This window comes from Aestuariibaculum sp. YM273, assembly GCF_030908365.1.
GTDB classification, from domain to species: Bacteria; Bacteroidota; Bacteroidia; order Flavobacteriales; family Flavobacteriaceae; genus Aestuariibaculum; species Aestuariibaculum marinum.
This window is the reverse complement of sequence record NZ_CP133090.1, coordinates 1,887,878-1,906,132: the sequence shown is the minus strand read 5'-3', so window position 1 is coordinate 1,906,132 and position 18,255 is coordinate 1,887,878. Positions and strand designations below refer to the sequence as shown.

The window sequence follows — 18,255 nt, the reverse complement described above, 5'->3', positions numbered from 1 at the left end:
GAGAATTCAAATATAAGTTTTAGCAATTTAATTTCTAATTTTTATTTGCTAATTGTCCGCATGCGGCATCAATATCTTTACCACGACTACGACGTACATTAACTACAATGTTGTGTTTTTCAAGACCAGAAATATAATTTTCTAATGCTTGATTCGACGCTTGCTGGAATTCACCATCGTCAATTGGGTTGTACTCTATAATATTTACTTTACACGGTACGTACTTGCAGAATTTCACAAAAGCATCAATATCACGCTGCGCATCATTAATACCATCCCAAACCACATATTCGTAAGTAATTCTTCGTTTGGTTTTAGCATACCAATATTCTAAAGCTTCACGTAAGTCGTTAAGCGGAAACGTTTCATTAAACGGCATAATCTTAGTTCTCACCTCATCTACCGCTGAATGCAAAGATACCGCTAAATTAAATTTCACCTCATCATCGGCCATTTTTTTGATCATTTTTGGCACTCCTGAAGTTGATAGTGTAATACGCTTTGGGGACATGCCTAAACCTTCATCAGAGGTTATTTTATCGATGGCTTTAATCACATTGTTATAGTTCATAAGCGGCTCACCCATACCCATAAAAACAATATTACTTAAGGGACGATCATGATATAATCGACTTTCGTTATCTATCGCCACGACCTGATCGTAAATTTCATCCGGGTTTAAGTTACGCATACGCTTTAAACGTGCTGTTGCACAAAAACGACAATCTAAACTACAGCCTACCTGACTAGATACACAAGCTGTTGTTCTTGTTGGCGTTGGTATCAATACAGACTCCACGACTAACCCATCATGTAAACGAACCGCATTTTTAACCGTACCATCGCTACTACGTTGCATGGTATCGACCTTAATGTTGTTAATCACAAAATTATCTTCCAGCATTTGGCGGGTTTCCTTCGAAATATTGGTCATATCATCGAAAGAATAAGCAGCCTTTTGCCATAACCATTCGTAAACCTGGTTACCACGAAATGCCTTATCACCTTGCTTTTCGAAAAATGCTCTTAACTGCTCTTTGGTTAGTGCGCGTATGTCTTTTTTTGTATTTGCCATAGATGATGCAAAAGTAATGATTTTGGGCTTAGATTATTAGACTTACTAAGACTAATTAGCCTAATAATCTATAGACAATCTATATCACTTATAATTTAAGTTTGGGGAGTTTACATTCAGGATTGAAAGAGGAATTTTAAACTTACCTGAAAGGATACCGAAAAAAATGAAGCAAAAAAAAGCCTTGTTTTCACAAGGCTTTTAAATTTTTATATGATTAACATGGCATCACCATAACTGTAAAACTTATAACCTTCTTTCACAGCTTCATCGTATGCTTTTTTCATAAAATCGTGACCAGCAAATGCAGAAATCATCATTAACAATGTTGATTTTGGCGTATGGAAATTAGTAATCATACAGTTGGCAATACTGAAATCGTAAGGAGGGAAAATAAATTTATTGGTCCAACCTTCAAACTCATTTAACTCGCCATTTGAAGATACCGAGCTCTCAATAGCACGCATAACCGTTGTACCTACAGCACAAACGCGCTTTTTATTACGGATTCCTTTATTTACAGTTTCAACTGCATTTTCATCAATTTTAAGCTCTTCGCTATCCATTTTGTGTTTCGATAAATCTTCTACCTCAACTGGATTAAATGTACCTAAACCTACGTGTAAAGTTACCTCTGCAAAGTTTACGCCTTTAATTTCTAAACGCTTCAATAAGTGCTTAGAGAAGTGAAGACCAGCAGTTGGTGCTGCAACCGCTCCTTCATTTTTAGCGTAAATTGTTTGGTAACGCTCTTCATCTTCTGGTTCTACATCTCTTTTGATGTATTTTGGAAGCGGTGTTTCCCCTAACTCGTTTAATTTTCTACGAAATTCTGCATAAGAACCATCATATAAGAAACGTAATGTACGACCTCTAGAAGTTGTATTATCGATAACCTCTGCCACTAACGTATCGTCATCACCGAAATATAATTTGTTACCAATTCTAATTTTACGAGCCGGATCTACAAGTACATCCCAAAGACGTTGCTCTTCGTTAAGCTCTCTTAATAAGAATACTTCAATTCTAGCTCCGGTTTTTTCTTTATTACCATAAAGACGTGCTGGAAATACTTTGGTGTTGTTCAGAATTAAAACATCATCTTCATCAAAATAGTCAACAATATCCTTAAACATCTTGTGTTCAATGGTTTGATTTTTTCTATCTAAAACCATTAAACGTGCCTCATCTCTGTTTTCTGCCGGATATTCCGCTAATAATTCATCTGGTAAGTTAAAACCAAAGTTTGATAATTTCATCTGTTTACTTTTATTGTTTTTTAATTTACTTCAATACTAAGAAGGCTGCAAATATACAATCTGCAGATAGGCCTTGTCAAGTAAATGGGTGATTATTATTTAGTTATTTTAAAACCTATAGATTCTAAATCGTCCCAAAATGTCGGGTACGACTTTGAAACCACCATGGCATCTTCTATAATTACCGATGTTTTAAGTGCTATTGGAGCAAAGGCCATAGCCATCCTGTGGTCGTGATATGTAGCAATAGCCACATCGCTTTTAATAGAATTAGCTTCAGCCAAATGAAGTGATGCATCGGTAATTTCAACCTGTCCACCTAACTTTTCAATTTCAGTTTTTAAAGCCACCAAACGGTCGGTTTCTTTAATTTTTAGTGTATGAAGTCCTGTTAAATCGCATTTTATACCCAAGGCAAAACAAGTTACAGCAATGGTCTGTGCTATATCTGGCGCATTGGTTAAATCGTAAGTGAATGGTAAAACGTCTTTATCGGTTTTTGTTAATGTCACCGAATTATTATTGAAAGCCGTTTCAACACCAAAATGTCTGTAAATTTCCACTAAAGCAGAATCACCCTGCAATGAATTTTCTTTATAAGATGATAATGTAATTTCTGTTCCTACAGCACTCAATGCTACCAAACTGAAATAATATGATGCCGATGACCAATCTGACTCTACCACCAAGGTTTTTGGTTCTAAATCTTTTGAGGCCGGTTTAACCACAATGGTATTTCCTTCAAACGAATTTTCAACCCCAATTTCAGTTAACAAACTCAAGGTCATATTAATGTAGGGCACCGAAGTTATTTTTCCTTCTAAATTTAATTCCAATCCGTTTTCTAAACGAGAGGCGATTAACAATAAAGCAGAAATATACTGGCTACTTACATTAGCCTGTAGAGACACTTTATTTTTAGTAAGCTTTTTACCTTTTATCTTAATAGGTGGATAACCACTGTTTTCAACATATTCTATATCGGCTCCAAGTTCCTGAAGTGCCTCAACCAAAATTTGAATTGGGCGTTCCTTCATACGTTTAGAACCGGTAAGCGTTACTTCTCGTCCTTCCTGAACCGCAAAAAAGGCTGTTAAAAAGCGCATAGCGGTACCTGCATGGTGAATATCAACCACATCAGACGACGAACTTAATGCTTTAGTCATTAAATTACTATCATCAGAATTTGAGATATTTTCAAGATTAAACTGCGGATATAAGGCCTTTAAAAGCAACAGCCTATTTGATTCACTTTTAGAACCTGTAATTTGAATAGACGACTGCTTTGCTATTTCAGATTTTTGAAGAGTAATTTGCATAAATAGTTGGTTTGTTTTTAACAAGCCGCTAATTTACTTTAATTTTTCGTTATTATGGTGTCTATCGTGGTCGCGTTTTCCCTTCTTAACCATTCTTTTATCGAAAGCCGCCTGCAAATCTACCCCGGTTTGGTTAGCCAAACACAAAACAACAAATAATACATCGGCTAATTCTTCGCCTAAATCTTTATCCTTATCGCTTTCCTTTTCGCTTTGTTCACCATAACGACGCGCAATAATACGGGCAACTTCACCAACTTCTTCTGTTAGTTGTGCCATATTTGTTAACTCGTTAAAATAACGAACCCCATGATTTTTAATCCACTCGTCTACTTCCTTTTGTGCGTTTTGAATATTCATTATACTTTAGTTAAAACTATTTGTTCGGATTGTTTTTCAATTAGTTTGCTAAAATACGCTTTTAAATGCTCATAATAAATAGGTGCGATAATAGATTGGTTAATCTCTGTATCTAAAGTAATATGAACCGATTTTCCGTCAGGGCTTGATTTTACAATGTATTTAAATGCTCCTAAATTGTCCGGTAACATCATTTGCACAGATTCGGGAGTACTTTCTACTTTAAAGTTCTCAGGGACTTTTATTACAAACTTGTATTTATTACTCTTCGGGTAACTAAAATCTACCGGGAATTCTCTTTTTTCTAATCTGAACGGGTTTTCACTGGTTTTCAAAAAGAATAATGGTGAAAAATAAATTTTGTTATTGATAACATCGGCTTGGCTTTCCAAAGAAAATTTAAAGGATTCTATAACGGGCTTAGTGATATCCTTTTCATTTTTAACATTAAAATCTGAAATCTGAATATTGCCAAATTTATTTTCAAGATTTTCTAAATAGGTATCCTGATCTGATTCAAAGTAATCGTCTCTATAATTCATTGCAAAATAATTACTTCTTACAAATCTTATACTTCCTTCTAAATCACCGGTTTCATTTAAATTAGCTAATAAAGACACCATATTCACCGACTTTTCCTTTGGATATAAATTTACCGTGCTGGAAGTCTTATTTTCTCTTACAATTCTACCTTCCCAGTTTAATGCTCTAACAGGCAACACATTTGGGAGTCCATGACTTGTAGTAGCATCTAAAAGCAATATTCCCTCTGGTGATTCTATTGCTGTTATAACATAATTATAACCATCAAGCGTAGGAAATAATGGGATACCATTATCTCTCGTACTTACTAAAACCGGGTTTGCATTTAATCCAGCATAGCGCAACATGGAGGTTAACATCAAATTTATATCGGCTACATTTCCTTCTTTTCTTAAATATGCCTTTTTAACTCCCTCCTGGGCATATTTACTCACATACCCATTCCATTTCATTGAGGATTTTACATAGTTATAAATTTTAGCAGCCTTCGCCAATGGCTGAGATTCACCTGCTATTAAAGCCTCAATATCCTCCTTATAATACGAGCTTTTCTTCAACTCATCACCAAAACCAGAGCTATCATAAATAGTTTTAACCACATCCTCCCAGGTTGTTGCAAAATATTTAATTGGTGTCATTGGCCAATTCACAAACGACAATTCATAACTTATTGCTGATCTGTAATTATCAATGTTATTTACATAAGGCTCGTCTTTTAATGCCGGCACATTAGTTAAATTAAACTCATCATAATCCCTTAGACAATCTAAAGTTCTGTCTGACTTTCGACCTGTCTCAGGTCGCACAGGAAAATACCCCTTAGACATCTTTTTAAAATTAAAATACTCTGGAGAATCAAATTGTGCTTCAACAATTTTTATTGGGATTTCATTTTGAAAATAAAAGTCGTTTACTGACCAAAAAAAAGGAGAGTTAATAGTATACTTATATTCAATTACGCTACCTTCCTTTAAGTTAGGCATTGTAAAAGTCACCTGATTTAGGTATTTATGTTTTTCTGTTTCAAAAATTGCATCTTTTTCAAGCTTAACATCTTCAACCTTATCATTTTCTAAATTATAAGTATAAGCCTTGAGTCCTATGATTTCATCTTCATCATTACCACTTACACTTAAATTTACTATTCTGGTTGCATAATCGAAGCCTTCCTTATTATAAATTTTTATACGTTCCTGAATATCGGTTGCCAAATAAAATTCACCCAACTGCACATCATACTCTACATGTGTTCGTCTGTACTTATAAAGATACGTAGCATTTGCAGAAGAGTCTAAGGGATTAATCTTTTCTTGAATTTCTTCTTTTGAAACTTTTCCGAATTTTACATTTTGAGCAAAAGCTGTAACAGAAAGACTTAAACAAAGAAAACAGGTCGTTAATTTCATTTCAATTAGTTTTTAGGAGTGTTTTTGGTTAGGGCTATTTTAGAGTTGTCATATTTCGAAATATTAATATAAAAATCCCTAAAATCGTTGTAATCTTCTTTAGGGAATTCGCCATCATTCATAACAAGTCTACGCTTATAAATCACCCCTTCGTCCTCAAGTATAAATTCTGCTTGATAACTCCCAAACTTATTCTCCACAGATACTTTTTCCGGCAACGCTTCTACCTTATAATTTTCAGGTAAAGTGATTTTCACCTCATCTTCATCTATAAACCCTCGTTTAACTTCTATGGGATATTTTCTTTCTTTATACTTATCAGGAACATGTGTATTTCTATTCAAGGCATTGATGGTAAGCAACATAATATTTCCCGCCTTCTTAGTATAATTAGGTACATTAAATCGAATATGCTCGGTAAAAGAAATATCAGTTTTATTATTATCTAATTCCATTTTTTCAATGGACATGGTATTTAAATAATCCCACCTGTCTTTATAGTACACATCCAAATCTCTATCGCTCAATGATTTTACTCCATACTTATTATCATATTGAATACCTTTTGAAACGATATTCACATCAACATTTATAGATCCTTCAGGACTAATTACGTAAGTTCCTTTTAAATATTGAGTATTTTCTTCAGTGCCATATTTTTTTGTGTGTTTTATTTGCCCTCCCTCTGGAGTAACAACAAGCACATCTCTATCATCTGTAAAATCGCCAATAAACCCAAATGGTAAATCTTGACTTGTACACTCTAACCAAATTGGTTCCTCCTCTGTAGGTATCGATAAAATAACATGGTTCCCCTGCATCAAAGCAAAATCCTGTTCCATGCATCTTTGTGAATTCCCCGCATAAATAACACAGTAATTAGAATTAACTCCAACAGCTTTTAATAAAGCCATGGTATAATTAGTTAAGCCTTTACAATCGCCATACCCCAATTCATCTACTTTTGATGCTTTAAAAGGTTTCCAGCCTCCAATGCCTACCTGAACACTAATATATCTTACCTTATCCTGTACATATTGATATATTATTTTTGCCTTTTCAATATCTGATGTTTCATTTTTTACTAATGCCTGGACTTTGGCAATAGTCTCGGCAGGTAAATCTACAGTATCGAATAACAAGTCTTTGTACATCCATGCGCCAAAATCAGTCCAATCCTCAACTTCGGCCTGCACACCCTCAAGACTAAATTCTCTAGACGCTACCAAAACTCTTGGAACAATATCGATTAAAGAAGGACAATAATCTTCAGACTTGTATGCTGCTTGATTCTTAAGTGTATAACTTATAAATCCTGATTCTTCTTTTTTTTCAATATCCAGACCTTCTAGATTCTTCTCCTTTTTCCTGATATTTATACTTTCCGGATAACTCAAACTATATTTACTTTCCTCTACGCTTAAATAATATTCATCAACAGGCATAAATGATGGGATAAACGCGGTATTACTTGTTTCTATTTCACAAATAAACTCTATCGTATAAGGATAAGCGGAAGGTGTATAATCTAAATACTTTATTCGACTATCTGAATACAAAGTGCCTCCGTCTACCGCACTAACATCTTTAAAGTTCTTTTCTTTTATCTTTTTAATTATAGCTCCAAACTTATTATAAACAACAGCCTCCAGAGTTTTAATTTTTACATTGTCATCATAATGCATAAAGGCATTTACACAAGTATTTCCGCTTTTATTTAAAACAGTAATGATTCGATTTTGAGAGACAAGCATCTCGTCGATATCCTCTAAAATAATTTTAGTATCGTCCAGTCGAATTACCGCATTCGCGCCATTACTTAAGGATTCAGAAATTTTCGAACTTGTAAATAAATTGGTTTGTGAAAAAAGAATAAAAGGAAATAAAAAGAAAGATAATTGTAAATAGTTTTTAAACGCCATCAACCTTAGTTTATAAATTCTCAATAATTATTTGCTACTCATTCTCTAAACAGAGAATACATTTTAAGAATTAATAGGTTGAGAGAACTAGCTAAGCTAAGGGTAATTATAATTCTTATCTCAAAGATAAAAAAAGTATGCAAATATCCTAATCCAATTCAGACAAACGAGATAGAATAGCACAAACTAGTTTTTCTTTATTTCAATAAAAATCAAGATTTTAAACCAGTGTTAAAATTTAAAAAAAAGATTACTCTTTATTCTTAGAATCTATTATAATGGTCACTGGTCCGTCGTTAAGTAGTTCGACTTTCATATCGGCACCAAATTCTCCGGTTTGTACTGTTTTACCTAAATCGGTTTCTATTTTTTTTACGAAGGCTTCATAAAGTGGAATAGCGATATCGGGCTTGGCAGCTTTTATATAACTCGGACGATTTCCTTTTTTCGTAGCAGCATGAAGTGTAAACTGACTCACAACTATGATATCTCCTTCGATATCTAAAAGGGATTTATTCATCACTTCATTTTCATCTTCAAAAACACGGAGGTTTACAATTTTTTTAGACAACCAATCGATATCTTCCTGAGCATCTTCATTTACTATACCCAACAACACCAATAATCCTTTATTTATGGAGGCTACTTTATGGCCTTCTATAGTTACACTTGCTTTTGAAACACGCTGAATAACAACTTTCATCTTTTATTCTTTTTCCCAGTTATCGGTTCGGTAATGCTCCTCGTCGCCCTCTATAATTTGCAAGTAACTGCGGTAACGTGAAAAGGAAATTTCATCGTTGTCTAAAGCTTCCTTAACGGCGCACTTCGGTTCCTTAACATGAAGACAATTATTAAACTTACAGTCTTGTTTTAAAGCAAAAATCTCTGGAAAATAATCACCTACTTCCTCCTTTTCCATATCAACCACACCAAAACCTTTAATACCCGGTGTGTCGATAATTTGACCACCAAAACTTAAATCGAACATTTCGGCAAACGTCGTAGTGTGTTGCCCTTGACTATGCAAGGTTGATATTTCTTTGGTTTTAATATTCAACCCTGGTTCGATAGCATTTACCAAAGTGGATTTCCCGACACCCGAATGCCCAGAAAACATACTCACTTTATCTTTCATTAAGGCCTTAACCTTATCCACGTTCTTTCCTGATTTCGCAGAAACACCAATACACTCATAACCTATTTGTCGATACACATGTGCCAGATATCTTACTTCATCCAGAGTCTCTTCATCGTAAGTATCGATCTTATTAAAAAGCAGTACCGTTTTAACCGAATACGCTTCAGCGGTTACCAAAAAACGATCGATAAAACTGGTTAATGTTGGTGGATTATTAATGGTAATCATTAGGAACACCTGATCGATATTTGAAGCGATAATATGCGTCTGTTTTGACAGGTTCACCGACTTACGAACTATGTAATTTTTTCGATCGTGAATCTTATGAATCACACCAGACACCTGATTGTTTTTAGTTTCCAGTTCAAAATCTACATAATCACCAACAGCAATAGGATTCGTACTTTTAATTCCCTTAATACGAAACTTACCTTTTATGCGGCAATCGTAGGTTTCACCGAGTTGCGTTTTAACGGTGTACCAGCTTCCTGTAGATTTATAAACGAGTCCAGTCATATCGGCTTCAAAAGTACTCTAAAAAAATTATTTTATAAGTAAGAATATCTCTATATTTAACTGTTTAACTACTTTATCCATTTAAAACATGAAACAGCTTTTATTTGCTTTTATTTTTGGATTCATATTTTTCAATGAAACACATGCACAGATCGAATACAAAGTTATTACATCTGTAGAATCGATTGTTCCTAACGGACTTGGACGTTCTCGCTTAATTTCTTCTGTTGAAGAAAAAAATTATAAAGACTTCACATCAGAACAAACCGAAGACGACAACACCAGAAATAAATCTAACCGTGGAGACATTCGTGTTAAAGATTTTGAAGAAACTAAACTTTTAAATTTTTACAATATTGGTGGGATTCGCTTTCAAAATATTGCAGCTAACGATGCTGTAATAAGCTCAAAAATTAACACCATGGTTGAAGAAGGCTGGGAACTAGCCTTTGTTACCAGTGCTGTGGAAAGTGATAGCGGTAAAGACGACGGGCAAGGTATTTTTATAACGCGTTATATATTTAAAAGAAACAAACTCTAATTATACATTTATTATGAAAAAGAACTTTTACTTTTATTCTGCCTACATCGTATTACTATCTGTTTTATCGTGTTCAAGTGTGAATGTTTTAAACTCATGGAAAGGTGACAACATCAATTCTATAAAAGATAAAAACGTACTCGTTATTGCCAGAACTAACAACACCACAGCACGAATTACTTTTGAGAATGAAATTGTTGAAGAACTAACAAAACGCGGCATTAAAGCTGCACCTAGTTTCAATAAATCGCCTGAGTTCAATCCCGATAAAAAAATTACGCAGGAAGATGAAAAGAAAATAAAATCTATTATTGAAGCTAATGGTTACGAAGGTGTTATTCTAACCGTGGTTAAAGACACTCAGGAATTAACAAAAACCGTGACCGATGGTGGTTATTATGCAGGAAGCACTTACTACGGCTATTACCCAAGATATTATCATGGGTTTTACGGGTATTACTACCACCCAATGGCCTACTCTACTTTAGGCAACTACGTTCCGGAAACCTCAACAACCTACACCTCTAAAAATTATATTTTAGAAACGGTTATTTATAACTTAGAAGAGCCGCAGGACAAACAACTTATTGGTGTTGTGACTTCTAAAGTTGAAGACCCTTCCGATCTTTCATCGGCATCAAAACAATATGTAAAAGCAATTGCTAAAAGCTTTGATAAGTAATCATCAATAATTAAATACATAAAAAAGGCTCACTATTAGCGAGCCTTTTTTAGTTTTATCCGTTAAGGATTTTTTCCTGGTGATTAATAGATTCCTGGTGAATTGCTTTAAACATTTTAAGAACAAACTCTTCACTTAATCCGTGAGCTTCACCTTCCAATACCATTTTACCTAAAATCTCATTCCATCGTTTCGATTGTAACACCGCAACATTCTTTTGCTTTTTAAGAGATCCAATACCATCGGCTACTTTCATACGCTTTCCTAAGGCTTCGATTATCTGGTTATCGATCACATCGATTTCAGCTCTTAAACGATCTAAAGATTTATTGTATTCTGCTTCAGAATCGGTTTCTTTTCTAATTTTTAAATCTTTCATAATCTGCACTAAGGTTGTTGGCGTAACCTGTTGTGCTGCATCACTCCAAGCGTTTTCCGGATCGTAATGTGTTTCAATCATTAATCCGTCGAAATTTAAATCTAATGCGGCTTGAGATACATCAAAAATCATATCACGCTTTCCTGTAATGTGCGACGGATCGTTAATTAAAGGAATGTCTGGATATTTGTTTTGGAAATCGATAGCCAATTGCCACTCCGGATTGTTTCTGAACTTTGTTTTTTCGTAAGTTGAGAATCCACGGTGAATGGCTCCTATATTTTTAACACCGGCATTGTAAATACGCTCGATACCTCCTAACCATAAGGCTAAATCTGGATTTACCGGATTTTTAATTAATACGGGCTTATCTGTTCCTTCTAAAGCATCTGCAATTTCCTGCATGATGAATGGACTTACTGTAGAACGAGCACCAATCCATAATAAATCGATATCGTGCTCTAAAGCTAATTTTACATGGGCAGCATTAGCAACCTCGGTACATACTTTCATACCGGTTTCTGCTTTTACTTTTTGTAACCATTTTAAACCTAACGCTCCTACTCCTTCAAACATACCCGGACGTGTTCTTGGTTTCCAAATACCTGCTCTAAAATAGCTAACATCGGTATCTTTTAGCTCGTGAGCTATTTTTAATACTTGCTCTTCTGTTTCAGCACTACATGGTCCTGCAATTACTAACGGATGATCTAATTGTAAATCATCTAACCAGGTTCTCATTTCTTTTTTGTTTTCCATTTTTGTTTAATTTACCTAAAATCTACTCGATGTGACAACTCACAAAGGTTCAATTTACTTTACTAATATTATTCTTAATTCGTTTTAGTTAATTTATACCGTTAAGTATTTCTTTTATATGATTGGTTTGTTTCATTTCGTTAAAAATCGCCTCAAAATCATCTCCCTTCATTAAGTCTTTAAAACGTGTGAGGTTATTAATGTATTCCTCTAGTGTTTCAATAACATTGGTTTTGTTTTGCTTAAAGATTGGTGTCCACATCTCTGGTGAACTCTTTGCCAAACGTACCGTTGAAGCAAATCCACTGCCTGCCATATCGAATATATCGCGTTCATTCTTTTCCTTTTCAATAACTGTTTTCCCTAACATAAATGAACTAATGTGTGATAAATGTGATACGTAAGCAATATGTTTATCATGAGCTTCAGGATTCATATAACGAATACGCATCCCGATATCTGTAAACAACTTCAAGGCTTTTTCCTGAAGTTTAAAGGTCGTTTTTTCTACCTCGCAAACAATATTGGTTTTACCAATAAAAAGCCCTTCTATAGCGGCACTTGGTCCAGAATACTCGGTACCTGCAATGGGATGCATCGCTAAAAAGTTGCGGCGTTTGGGGTGGTTTTCAACAACTTTACAGATATCTAATTTTGTTGACCCGACATCGACCACCAGTCCGTTATCTGAAATATTATCTAAAACCTTTGGCAATAATTTCACGGTAGCATCTACAGGAATAGATACGATAACCAAATCGGCCTGCTCTAAATCCTCCAAAGTTGCTTTTTTATCTATAAGTTTAAGAGCTAAGGCTTCATCTAAAGTATTTTCATTTCTACCAATACCATGAATAACCGCTTCCGGATTATTCTTCTTGATATCGATAGCTAAACTACCTCCAATTAAACCTACACCTATTACGTATATATTCTTCATTTTTATTTAAATCTTGCAATAGCTTCTTCTAAATCTTCTGTCGATCCGCATAAAGAAAACCTGATGTATCCTTCACCTTTACTTCCAAAAATGGTTCCCGGCGTAATAAACAAATGATTTTCTTTTAACACTTTATCAATGAATGGTTCTGCTTCTATGCCTTCTGGTAATTTTGCCCAAACAAATAATCCCGCTGCATCTTTATCGTAAGTACAGTTTAAGGTATCGGCTAATTGCCACACCAAATCACGACGTTTTTTATATACACTATTAAGTGTACTAAACCACATACCCGAGCAATTTAAAGCCTCGATAGCACCTTTTTGAATACCATAGAACATCCCGGAATCCATATTACTTTTCACTTTAAGCACATTGCTGATATGTTTTCCGTCACCCACAACCATTCCTACACGCCATCCAGCCATATTAAAGGTCTTACTTAAAGAATTTAGCTCCAGACAAACCTCTTTGGCTCCTTCAACACTTAGTATACTTCTTGGATCATCGTTTAATATGAACGTATACGGATTATCATTAACAATTAAAATATTATGCTTTTTACCAAATGCCACCAAATCTTTATACACCGATGCACTTGGTAATGCTCCCGTTGGCATATGCGGGTAATTCACCCACATAATTTTCACATTACTTAAATCCTGTTTTTCTAAAGCTTCAAAATCTGGCTGCCAGTTATTCGCTGCATTCAATTCGTAAAAAACAGGTTCTGCTCCAACCAATTTAGTCACCGACTGGTACGTTGGATAACCAGGATTCGGAATTAAAGCAGCATCTCCTTCATTTAAATAAGCCATAGAAATGTGCATGATACCTTCCTTACTTCCCATTAACGGCAACACTTCGGTTAGCGGGCTTAAGCTTACTGAAAAGTGATTTTTATAAAAACCACAAATAGCCTCTCTTAATTCTGGCAACCCCTGATAACTCTGATATTTATGAGCAACAGGACTTGAAAATCCCTCCACCAAAGCATCAATTACTTTTTTTGGTGGTTGTAAATCCGGACTTCCTATACCTAAATTAATTATTGGTTTTCCACTAGCGACTAATGCCGCTACCTCTCTCAGTTTTTTAGAGAAATAATACTCTTCAACTGTTTGCAACCTATTAGCTACTTCAATCATTTTTTCCTTTTTTATATTCCCCTAGCACTTTAAAATTATGTGCCATAATATCCATCAGTGACTTTGCCTTTTTAAAATCTTCGTAATTATCGAATGTAACATCTACGAAAAAGGCATATTTCCATGGTGTTTCAACAATTGGTAAGGATTGAATTTTTGTTAAATTCAACTTACAATCGCTCATTACATTTAATATAGCTGCCAGACTTCCACGTTTATGGTCGGCTTCAAATTTCACCGAAGCTTTACTAATATTAGCTTCATCAACTTCAGAATTATCACGCTTTACAATGACAAAACGGGTTTCGTTGTGTTGAATGGTTTGAATGCTTTTCGCCAAAATATCTAACTCAAACAATTCGGCTGCCATAACACTAGCTATGGCTGCAACGCCTTTTAATTGATGCTTTTGAATACGTTGCGCTACTTCAGCGGTATCTTTATCTTCTACCAGTTTAATGTGTGGATGCAGTTTAAAAAACTCCTTACACTGCAGCAACGCCATCGGGTGCGAATACACTTCCTTAATTTCTTTAATATTCTGCCCCGGTAATGCCAGTAAATTATGCTGAATATCTAAATAATGCTCTCCTACTATATGTAAACCATACTTATCTATTAACGCATAGTTTGGAATAATAGAACCAGCGATAGAATTCTCTAAAGCCATTATTGCGGCATCACATTCGCTAGTGATTAAAGAATCGACTACCTGATCGAATGTTAAACATTCGATCACTTCTACTGGTTTTTCAAAAAATTGCTGTGACACAATATGATGAAAAGAACCTAGTACCCCCTGTATTGCAACTGTATTTATCATGTATAAAAAAAGTCCCGATTTTCACCGAGACTTATATTCAAATTTATCTTATAAATTATACATACTATGCCTCGTTCCTCTTGCTAAAAAAGAAATAAAACCAAAAGCTAAAATATGTATAATATACTGTTGTTGTCATAATTACATTGCTAAAGTAAATAATATTTTAAGAAATCAAAATACTAAAAAAACTTTTTTTTAGGTATCAATAAAAGTTTTAAAGAATTTACAGGAAAACTCACTTTATGTTAGATAATCATTATTTTTGAACAAATATTTTCTTAATATGTCTATAGAGGTTTCGGGTATTACAAAGCTTTACGGCAACCAAAAAGCGTTAAATAACATATCGTTTAAAATTGACAAACCAGAAGTGGTTGGTTTTCTTGGACCTAATGGTGCTGGTAAATCTACTATGATGAAAATTTTAACGACTTACCTTAGTCCTACAGATGGACTCGCCAAAGTAAACGGCTTTGACGTAAACCTTGATAAGCAGCAAGTGCAACAAAGTGTTGGCTATTTACCTGAACACAATCCTTTATACCTAGACCTATATATTAAAGAATATTTAGCCTTTAACGCCAATATATATAATGTAGGTAAACAGCGCATTGATGAGGTTATCGAACTTACAGGATTAACACCGGAAGCTCACAAAAAAATTGGTCAACTATCAAAAGGGTACCGCCAGCGTGTTGGCTTAGCCAATGCCCTTTTACACGACCCTGATGTCTTAATTTTAGATGAACCTACTACGGGACTTGACCCTAATCAATTAGTGGATATTAGAAACCTGATTAAAACCATTGGTAAAACAAAAACTATTTTTCTATCTACGCACATTATGCAAGAAGTTGAAGCTATGTGCGATCGTGTCATTATTATTAACAAAGGAGAGATTGTTGCCAACAAAAAGCTAAAGGAACTTCGAGACGAAAAACAACAAGTCGTTATTGTAGAATTTGACTATCGTATAGAAGATGCTTTTCTACTAAAACTTCCAAAAGTAGAGCAAGTTGTTAACACTCATGATTTTGTTTATGAAATTACATTCGCTACTAATCAGGATATGCGATCACATGTTTTTGACTTTGCTCATGACAATGAATTAAAGATTCTGCAGCTGAATCAAAAAAACAGCAGCCTGGAAAATTTATTCAGAGACCTAACAAAGTAATGCATAGAGTTTGTAATTTTCTTAAAAAATCATAAATTACTAAGAGTTTTCATCCATTGGTTAAAACCATGACAAATGTCATTTGTAGTAAGATTATAGACACTAATTTTGCATAAGCTTATTAATAGTTATAAGCTACAACTTGATTTTACAAATAAAAACACATACACCATGAGTAAAGGAATTTATGTTGCAACCATAGAACCTAATAGTGGAAAATCTGTAGTAGTTTTAGGCTTAATGCGTATGCTTTTAGGTAAAACTGCAAAAGTAGGATACTTTCGTCCTATTATAGACGATCCAAAATCAGACGAAACAGACATCCATATTAACACGGTACTTTCGCATTTTGAAATTGACATTAATTATAAAAATGCCTATGCCTTTACTCGAAATGAGGTATTAGAATTATACAACAACGGTAAATCGGGTGATGTAATCGATAAAATTATTACCAAATACAAATATTTGGAAGAACGTTTTGATTACATATTAGTAGAGGGCACCGATTTTTCAAGCGAAAATTCAACTTTAGAGTTAGATCTTAATATGCTAATCTCTAAAAACTTGAGTTTACCTGTTATTATAGTTTCACAAGGAGTCAATAAAAGTGTTAAAGAGATTATTGATAATGTTCAATTAGCTCACGACACATTCAAACAAGAAGTTGATGTACTTTCCATTATAGCAAATAAAGTAAATCCTCAAGATGCAGAGCCTTTAAAAGAACTTTTACAATCTCGCATTCCTGAAAACACCGATGTTACGGTGATTCCTAGAATTCCGAGTTTAGCAAGTCCTACGGTCAAAGAAATTGTAAAATTACTTGACGGCACCGTTATTTTCGGAAAAGACCATTTAAATAACCTTATTGAAAATTATAGTGTTGGGGCAATGCAGTTGCGTAATTACCTGACACATTTAAAAGATAATTCACTGGTCATTACCCCTGGAGATCGCGCGGATATTATTTTAGGCGCTTTACAGGCAAACATCTCTAAAAACTACCCAAAAATTTCGGGTATTGTATTAACCGGAGGCTTAATCCCTGAAGACCCTATTTTAAAACTAATTGAAGGGCTTTCAAGTGTGGTACCAATCATCAGCGTAAAAGATGGCACCTATTATTCAACAAACCGCATAGGTAAAACAAAGTCTAAAATCTATGCTGAAAACACCGAAAAAATTACTTCGGCCATTTCAACTTTTGAAAAATATGCCAGCACCGAAGTTTTAGCTGATAAATTAATCACTTTTGAATCGGAAATATTCACGCCAAGAATGTTCCAGTATAACTTATTGCAACGCGCTTTAAAAGACAAAAAGCACATTGTACTTCCTGAGGGTTATGACGAACGTGTCTTACGTGCCACAGCCAAATTAATTGCTGCACAGGTTGTCGACATTACCTTAATTGGTGACAAAGACAAAATTAAAGAGCGTATTGAAAAATTAGACATTCCTTTAAATGTTGAAGATGTTAACATTGTATCGCCTACAACATCTCCGTATTACGACGATTATGTTAATACTTTTTACGAATTAAGAAAACATAAAAATGTAAATCTTGAAATGGCCAGAGATGCCATGGCCGATGTATCTTATTTTGGAACCATGATGATTTACAAAGGACACGCAGACGGCATGGTGTCTGGTGCGGTGCACACCACACAACACACCTTACGTCCTGCATTACAATTTATTAAAACAAAACCTGGTGTAAACATCGTATCTTCTATTTTCTTTATGTGCCTAGAAGATCGCGTTTCGGTATTTGGCGACTGCGCTATTAACCCGAATCCTGATGCTGCACAATTAGCAGAAATTGCTATCTCATCTGCAGAAACAGCTAAAAGCTTTGGCATCGAACCAAAAGTAGCTATGCTATCTTACTCGTCTGGCGCTTCAGGAAAAGGTGCTGAAGTAGATAAAGTAAGAGAAGCTACAGAAATTGTAAAAAGCAAAGCTTCTGAACTAAAAATCGAAGGACCAATACAATACGACGCCGCTGTAGACGAACGCATTGGTAAAGCTAAAATGCCAGAATCTGAAGTAGCCGGAAACGCTAGCGTTTTAATATTTCCAGATTTAAATACAGGAAATAACACTTATAAAGCTGTACAAAGAGAAACCGGAGCTTTGGCTATCGGACCAGTTTTACAAGGCTTAAACAAACCTGTTAACGACCTAAGTAGAGGCTGTACCGCCGAAGATATTTACAGTACAGTTATTATAACCGCAATTCAAGCTCAAGAAGAATAA

General features: G+C 34.7%; 16 protein-coding genes. 4 read left to right on the top strand and 12 right to left on the bottom strand.

Annotation, left to right across the window (positions count from 1 at the left end; translation table 11 throughout):
- Positions 1–34: 34 nt before the first annotated feature.
- The 8 genes from rlmN to rsgA form a co-directional block, all read right to left on the bottom strand.
- Positions 35–1,075: a 23S rRNA (adenine(2503)-C(2))-methyltransferase RlmN gene (gene rlmN / locus RBH94_RS08135; RefSeq protein ID WP_307880453.1), complete on the bottom strand. Its 1,041-nt coding sequence runs from the start codon at positions 1,073–1,075 to the stop codon at positions 35–37.
- Positions 1,076–1,284: 209 nt separating this feature from the next.
- Positions 1,285–2,334 carry a tRNA preQ1(34) S-adenosylmethionine ribosyltransferase-isomerase QueA gene (queA, locus tag RBH94_RS08130; protein WP_188223979.1) on the bottom strand — a complete coding sequence of 350 codons (1,050 nt, stop codon included), beginning with the start codon at positions 2,332–2,334 and terminating at the stop codon, positions 1,285–1,287.
- Positions 2,335–2,429: 95 nt separating this feature from the next.
- Positions 2,430–3,653, bottom strand: coding sequence for a 3-phosphoshikimate 1-carboxyvinyltransferase (locus RBH94_RS08125; protein WP_307880452.1), 1,224 nt, complete (start codon positions 3,651–3,653; stop codon positions 2,430–2,432).
- A 33-nt stretch (positions 3,654–3,686) separates the two neighbouring features.
- Positions 3,687–4,013 (bottom strand): nucleotide pyrophosphohydrolase, encoded by a 327-nt coding sequence (locus RBH94_RS08120; protein ID WP_307880451.1) that lies wholly within the window; start codon positions 4,011–4,013, stop codon positions 3,687–3,689.
- On the bottom strand, positions 4,013–5,962 hold the full coding sequence (locus RBH94_RS08115; protein WP_307880450.1) for a transglutaminase-like domain-containing protein: 1,950 nt from the start codon (positions 5,960–5,962) through the stop codon (positions 4,013–4,015). Before RBH94_RS08115 ends, RBH94_RS08120 begins: the two co-directional genes overlap by 1 nt.
- A 5-nt stretch (positions 5,963–5,967) precedes the next feature.
- A complete protein-coding gene (locus RBH94_RS08110) occupies positions 5,968–7,884 on the bottom strand; it encodes a DUF3857 domain-containing transglutaminase family protein (RefSeq protein WP_307880449.1) in 1,917 nt (638 codons plus the stop codon).
- Between the two features lie 250 nt (positions 7,885–8,134).
- Entirely contained in the window at positions 8,135–8,587 is a 453-nt protein-coding gene (gene dtd / locus RBH94_RS08105; protein WP_307880448.1) for a D-aminoacyl-tRNA deacylase, read from the bottom strand.
- A gap of 3 nt (positions 8,588–8,590) precedes the next feature.
- A complete protein-coding gene (gene rsgA / locus RBH94_RS08100) occupies positions 8,591–9,541 on the bottom strand; it encodes a ribosome small subunit-dependent GTPase A (RefSeq protein WP_307880447.1) in 951 nt (316 codons plus the stop codon).
- Between the two features lie 88 nt (positions 9,542–9,629).
- Here rsgA and RBH94_RS08095 point away from each other — a divergent pair, with 88 nt between their 5' ends.
- Complete coding sequence (locus RBH94_RS08095; protein ID WP_307880446.1) at positions 9,630–10,082, top strand: hypothetical protein; 453 nt, start codon at positions 9,630–9,632, stop codon at positions 10,080–10,082.
- 13 nt (positions 10,083–10,095) lie between these two features.
- A complete protein-coding gene (locus RBH94_RS08090) occupies positions 10,096–10,764 on the top strand; it encodes a hypothetical protein (protein WP_307880445.1) in 669 nt (222 codons plus the stop codon).
- Positions 10,765–10,819: 55 nt separating this feature from the next.
- Here RBH94_RS08090 and RBH94_RS08085 read toward each other — a convergent pair whose 3' ends face one another.
- From RBH94_RS08085 to RBH94_RS08070, 4 genes are all read right to left on the bottom strand, one after another.
- Positions 10,820–11,902 (bottom strand): bifunctional 3-deoxy-7-phosphoheptulonate synthase/chorismate mutase type II, encoded by a 1,083-nt coding sequence (locus tag RBH94_RS08085; protein WP_307880444.1) that lies wholly within the window; start codon positions 11,900–11,902, stop codon positions 10,820–10,822.
- Between the two features lie 88 nt (positions 11,903–11,990).
- The gene (locus tag RBH94_RS08080; RefSeq protein ID WP_307880443.1) at positions 11,991–12,842 is read right to left on the bottom strand and encodes a prephenate dehydrogenase; all 852 of its coding nucleotides are present in this window, start codon (positions 12,840–12,842) and stop codon (positions 11,991–11,993) included.
- 2 nt (positions 12,843–12,844) lie between these two features.
- Entirely contained in the window at positions 12,845–13,990 is a 1,146-nt protein-coding gene (locus tag RBH94_RS08075; RefSeq protein ID WP_307880442.1) for a pyridoxal phosphate-dependent aminotransferase, read from the bottom strand.
- Positions 13,983–14,813: a prephenate dehydratase gene (locus RBH94_RS08070; RefSeq protein ID WP_307880441.1), complete on the bottom strand. Its 831-nt coding sequence runs from the start codon at positions 14,811–14,813 to the stop codon at positions 13,983–13,985. Before RBH94_RS08070 ends, RBH94_RS08075 begins: the two co-directional genes overlap by 8 nt.
- 286 nt (positions 14,814–15,099) lie before the next feature.
- Between RBH94_RS08070 and gldA the strand changes: the two genes are divergently transcribed.
- The gene (gldA, locus tag RBH94_RS08065) at positions 15,100–15,993 is read left to right on the top strand and encodes a gliding motility-associated ABC transporter ATP-binding subunit GldA (protein ID WP_307880440.1); all 894 of its coding nucleotides are present in this window, start codon (positions 15,100–15,102) and stop codon (positions 15,991–15,993) included.
- 171 nt (positions 15,994–16,164) lie between these two features.
- Positions 16,165–18,255, top strand: coding sequence for a phosphate acetyltransferase (gene pta, locus RBH94_RS08060; RefSeq protein ID WP_307880439.1), 2,091 nt, complete (start codon positions 16,165–16,167; stop codon positions 18,253–18,255).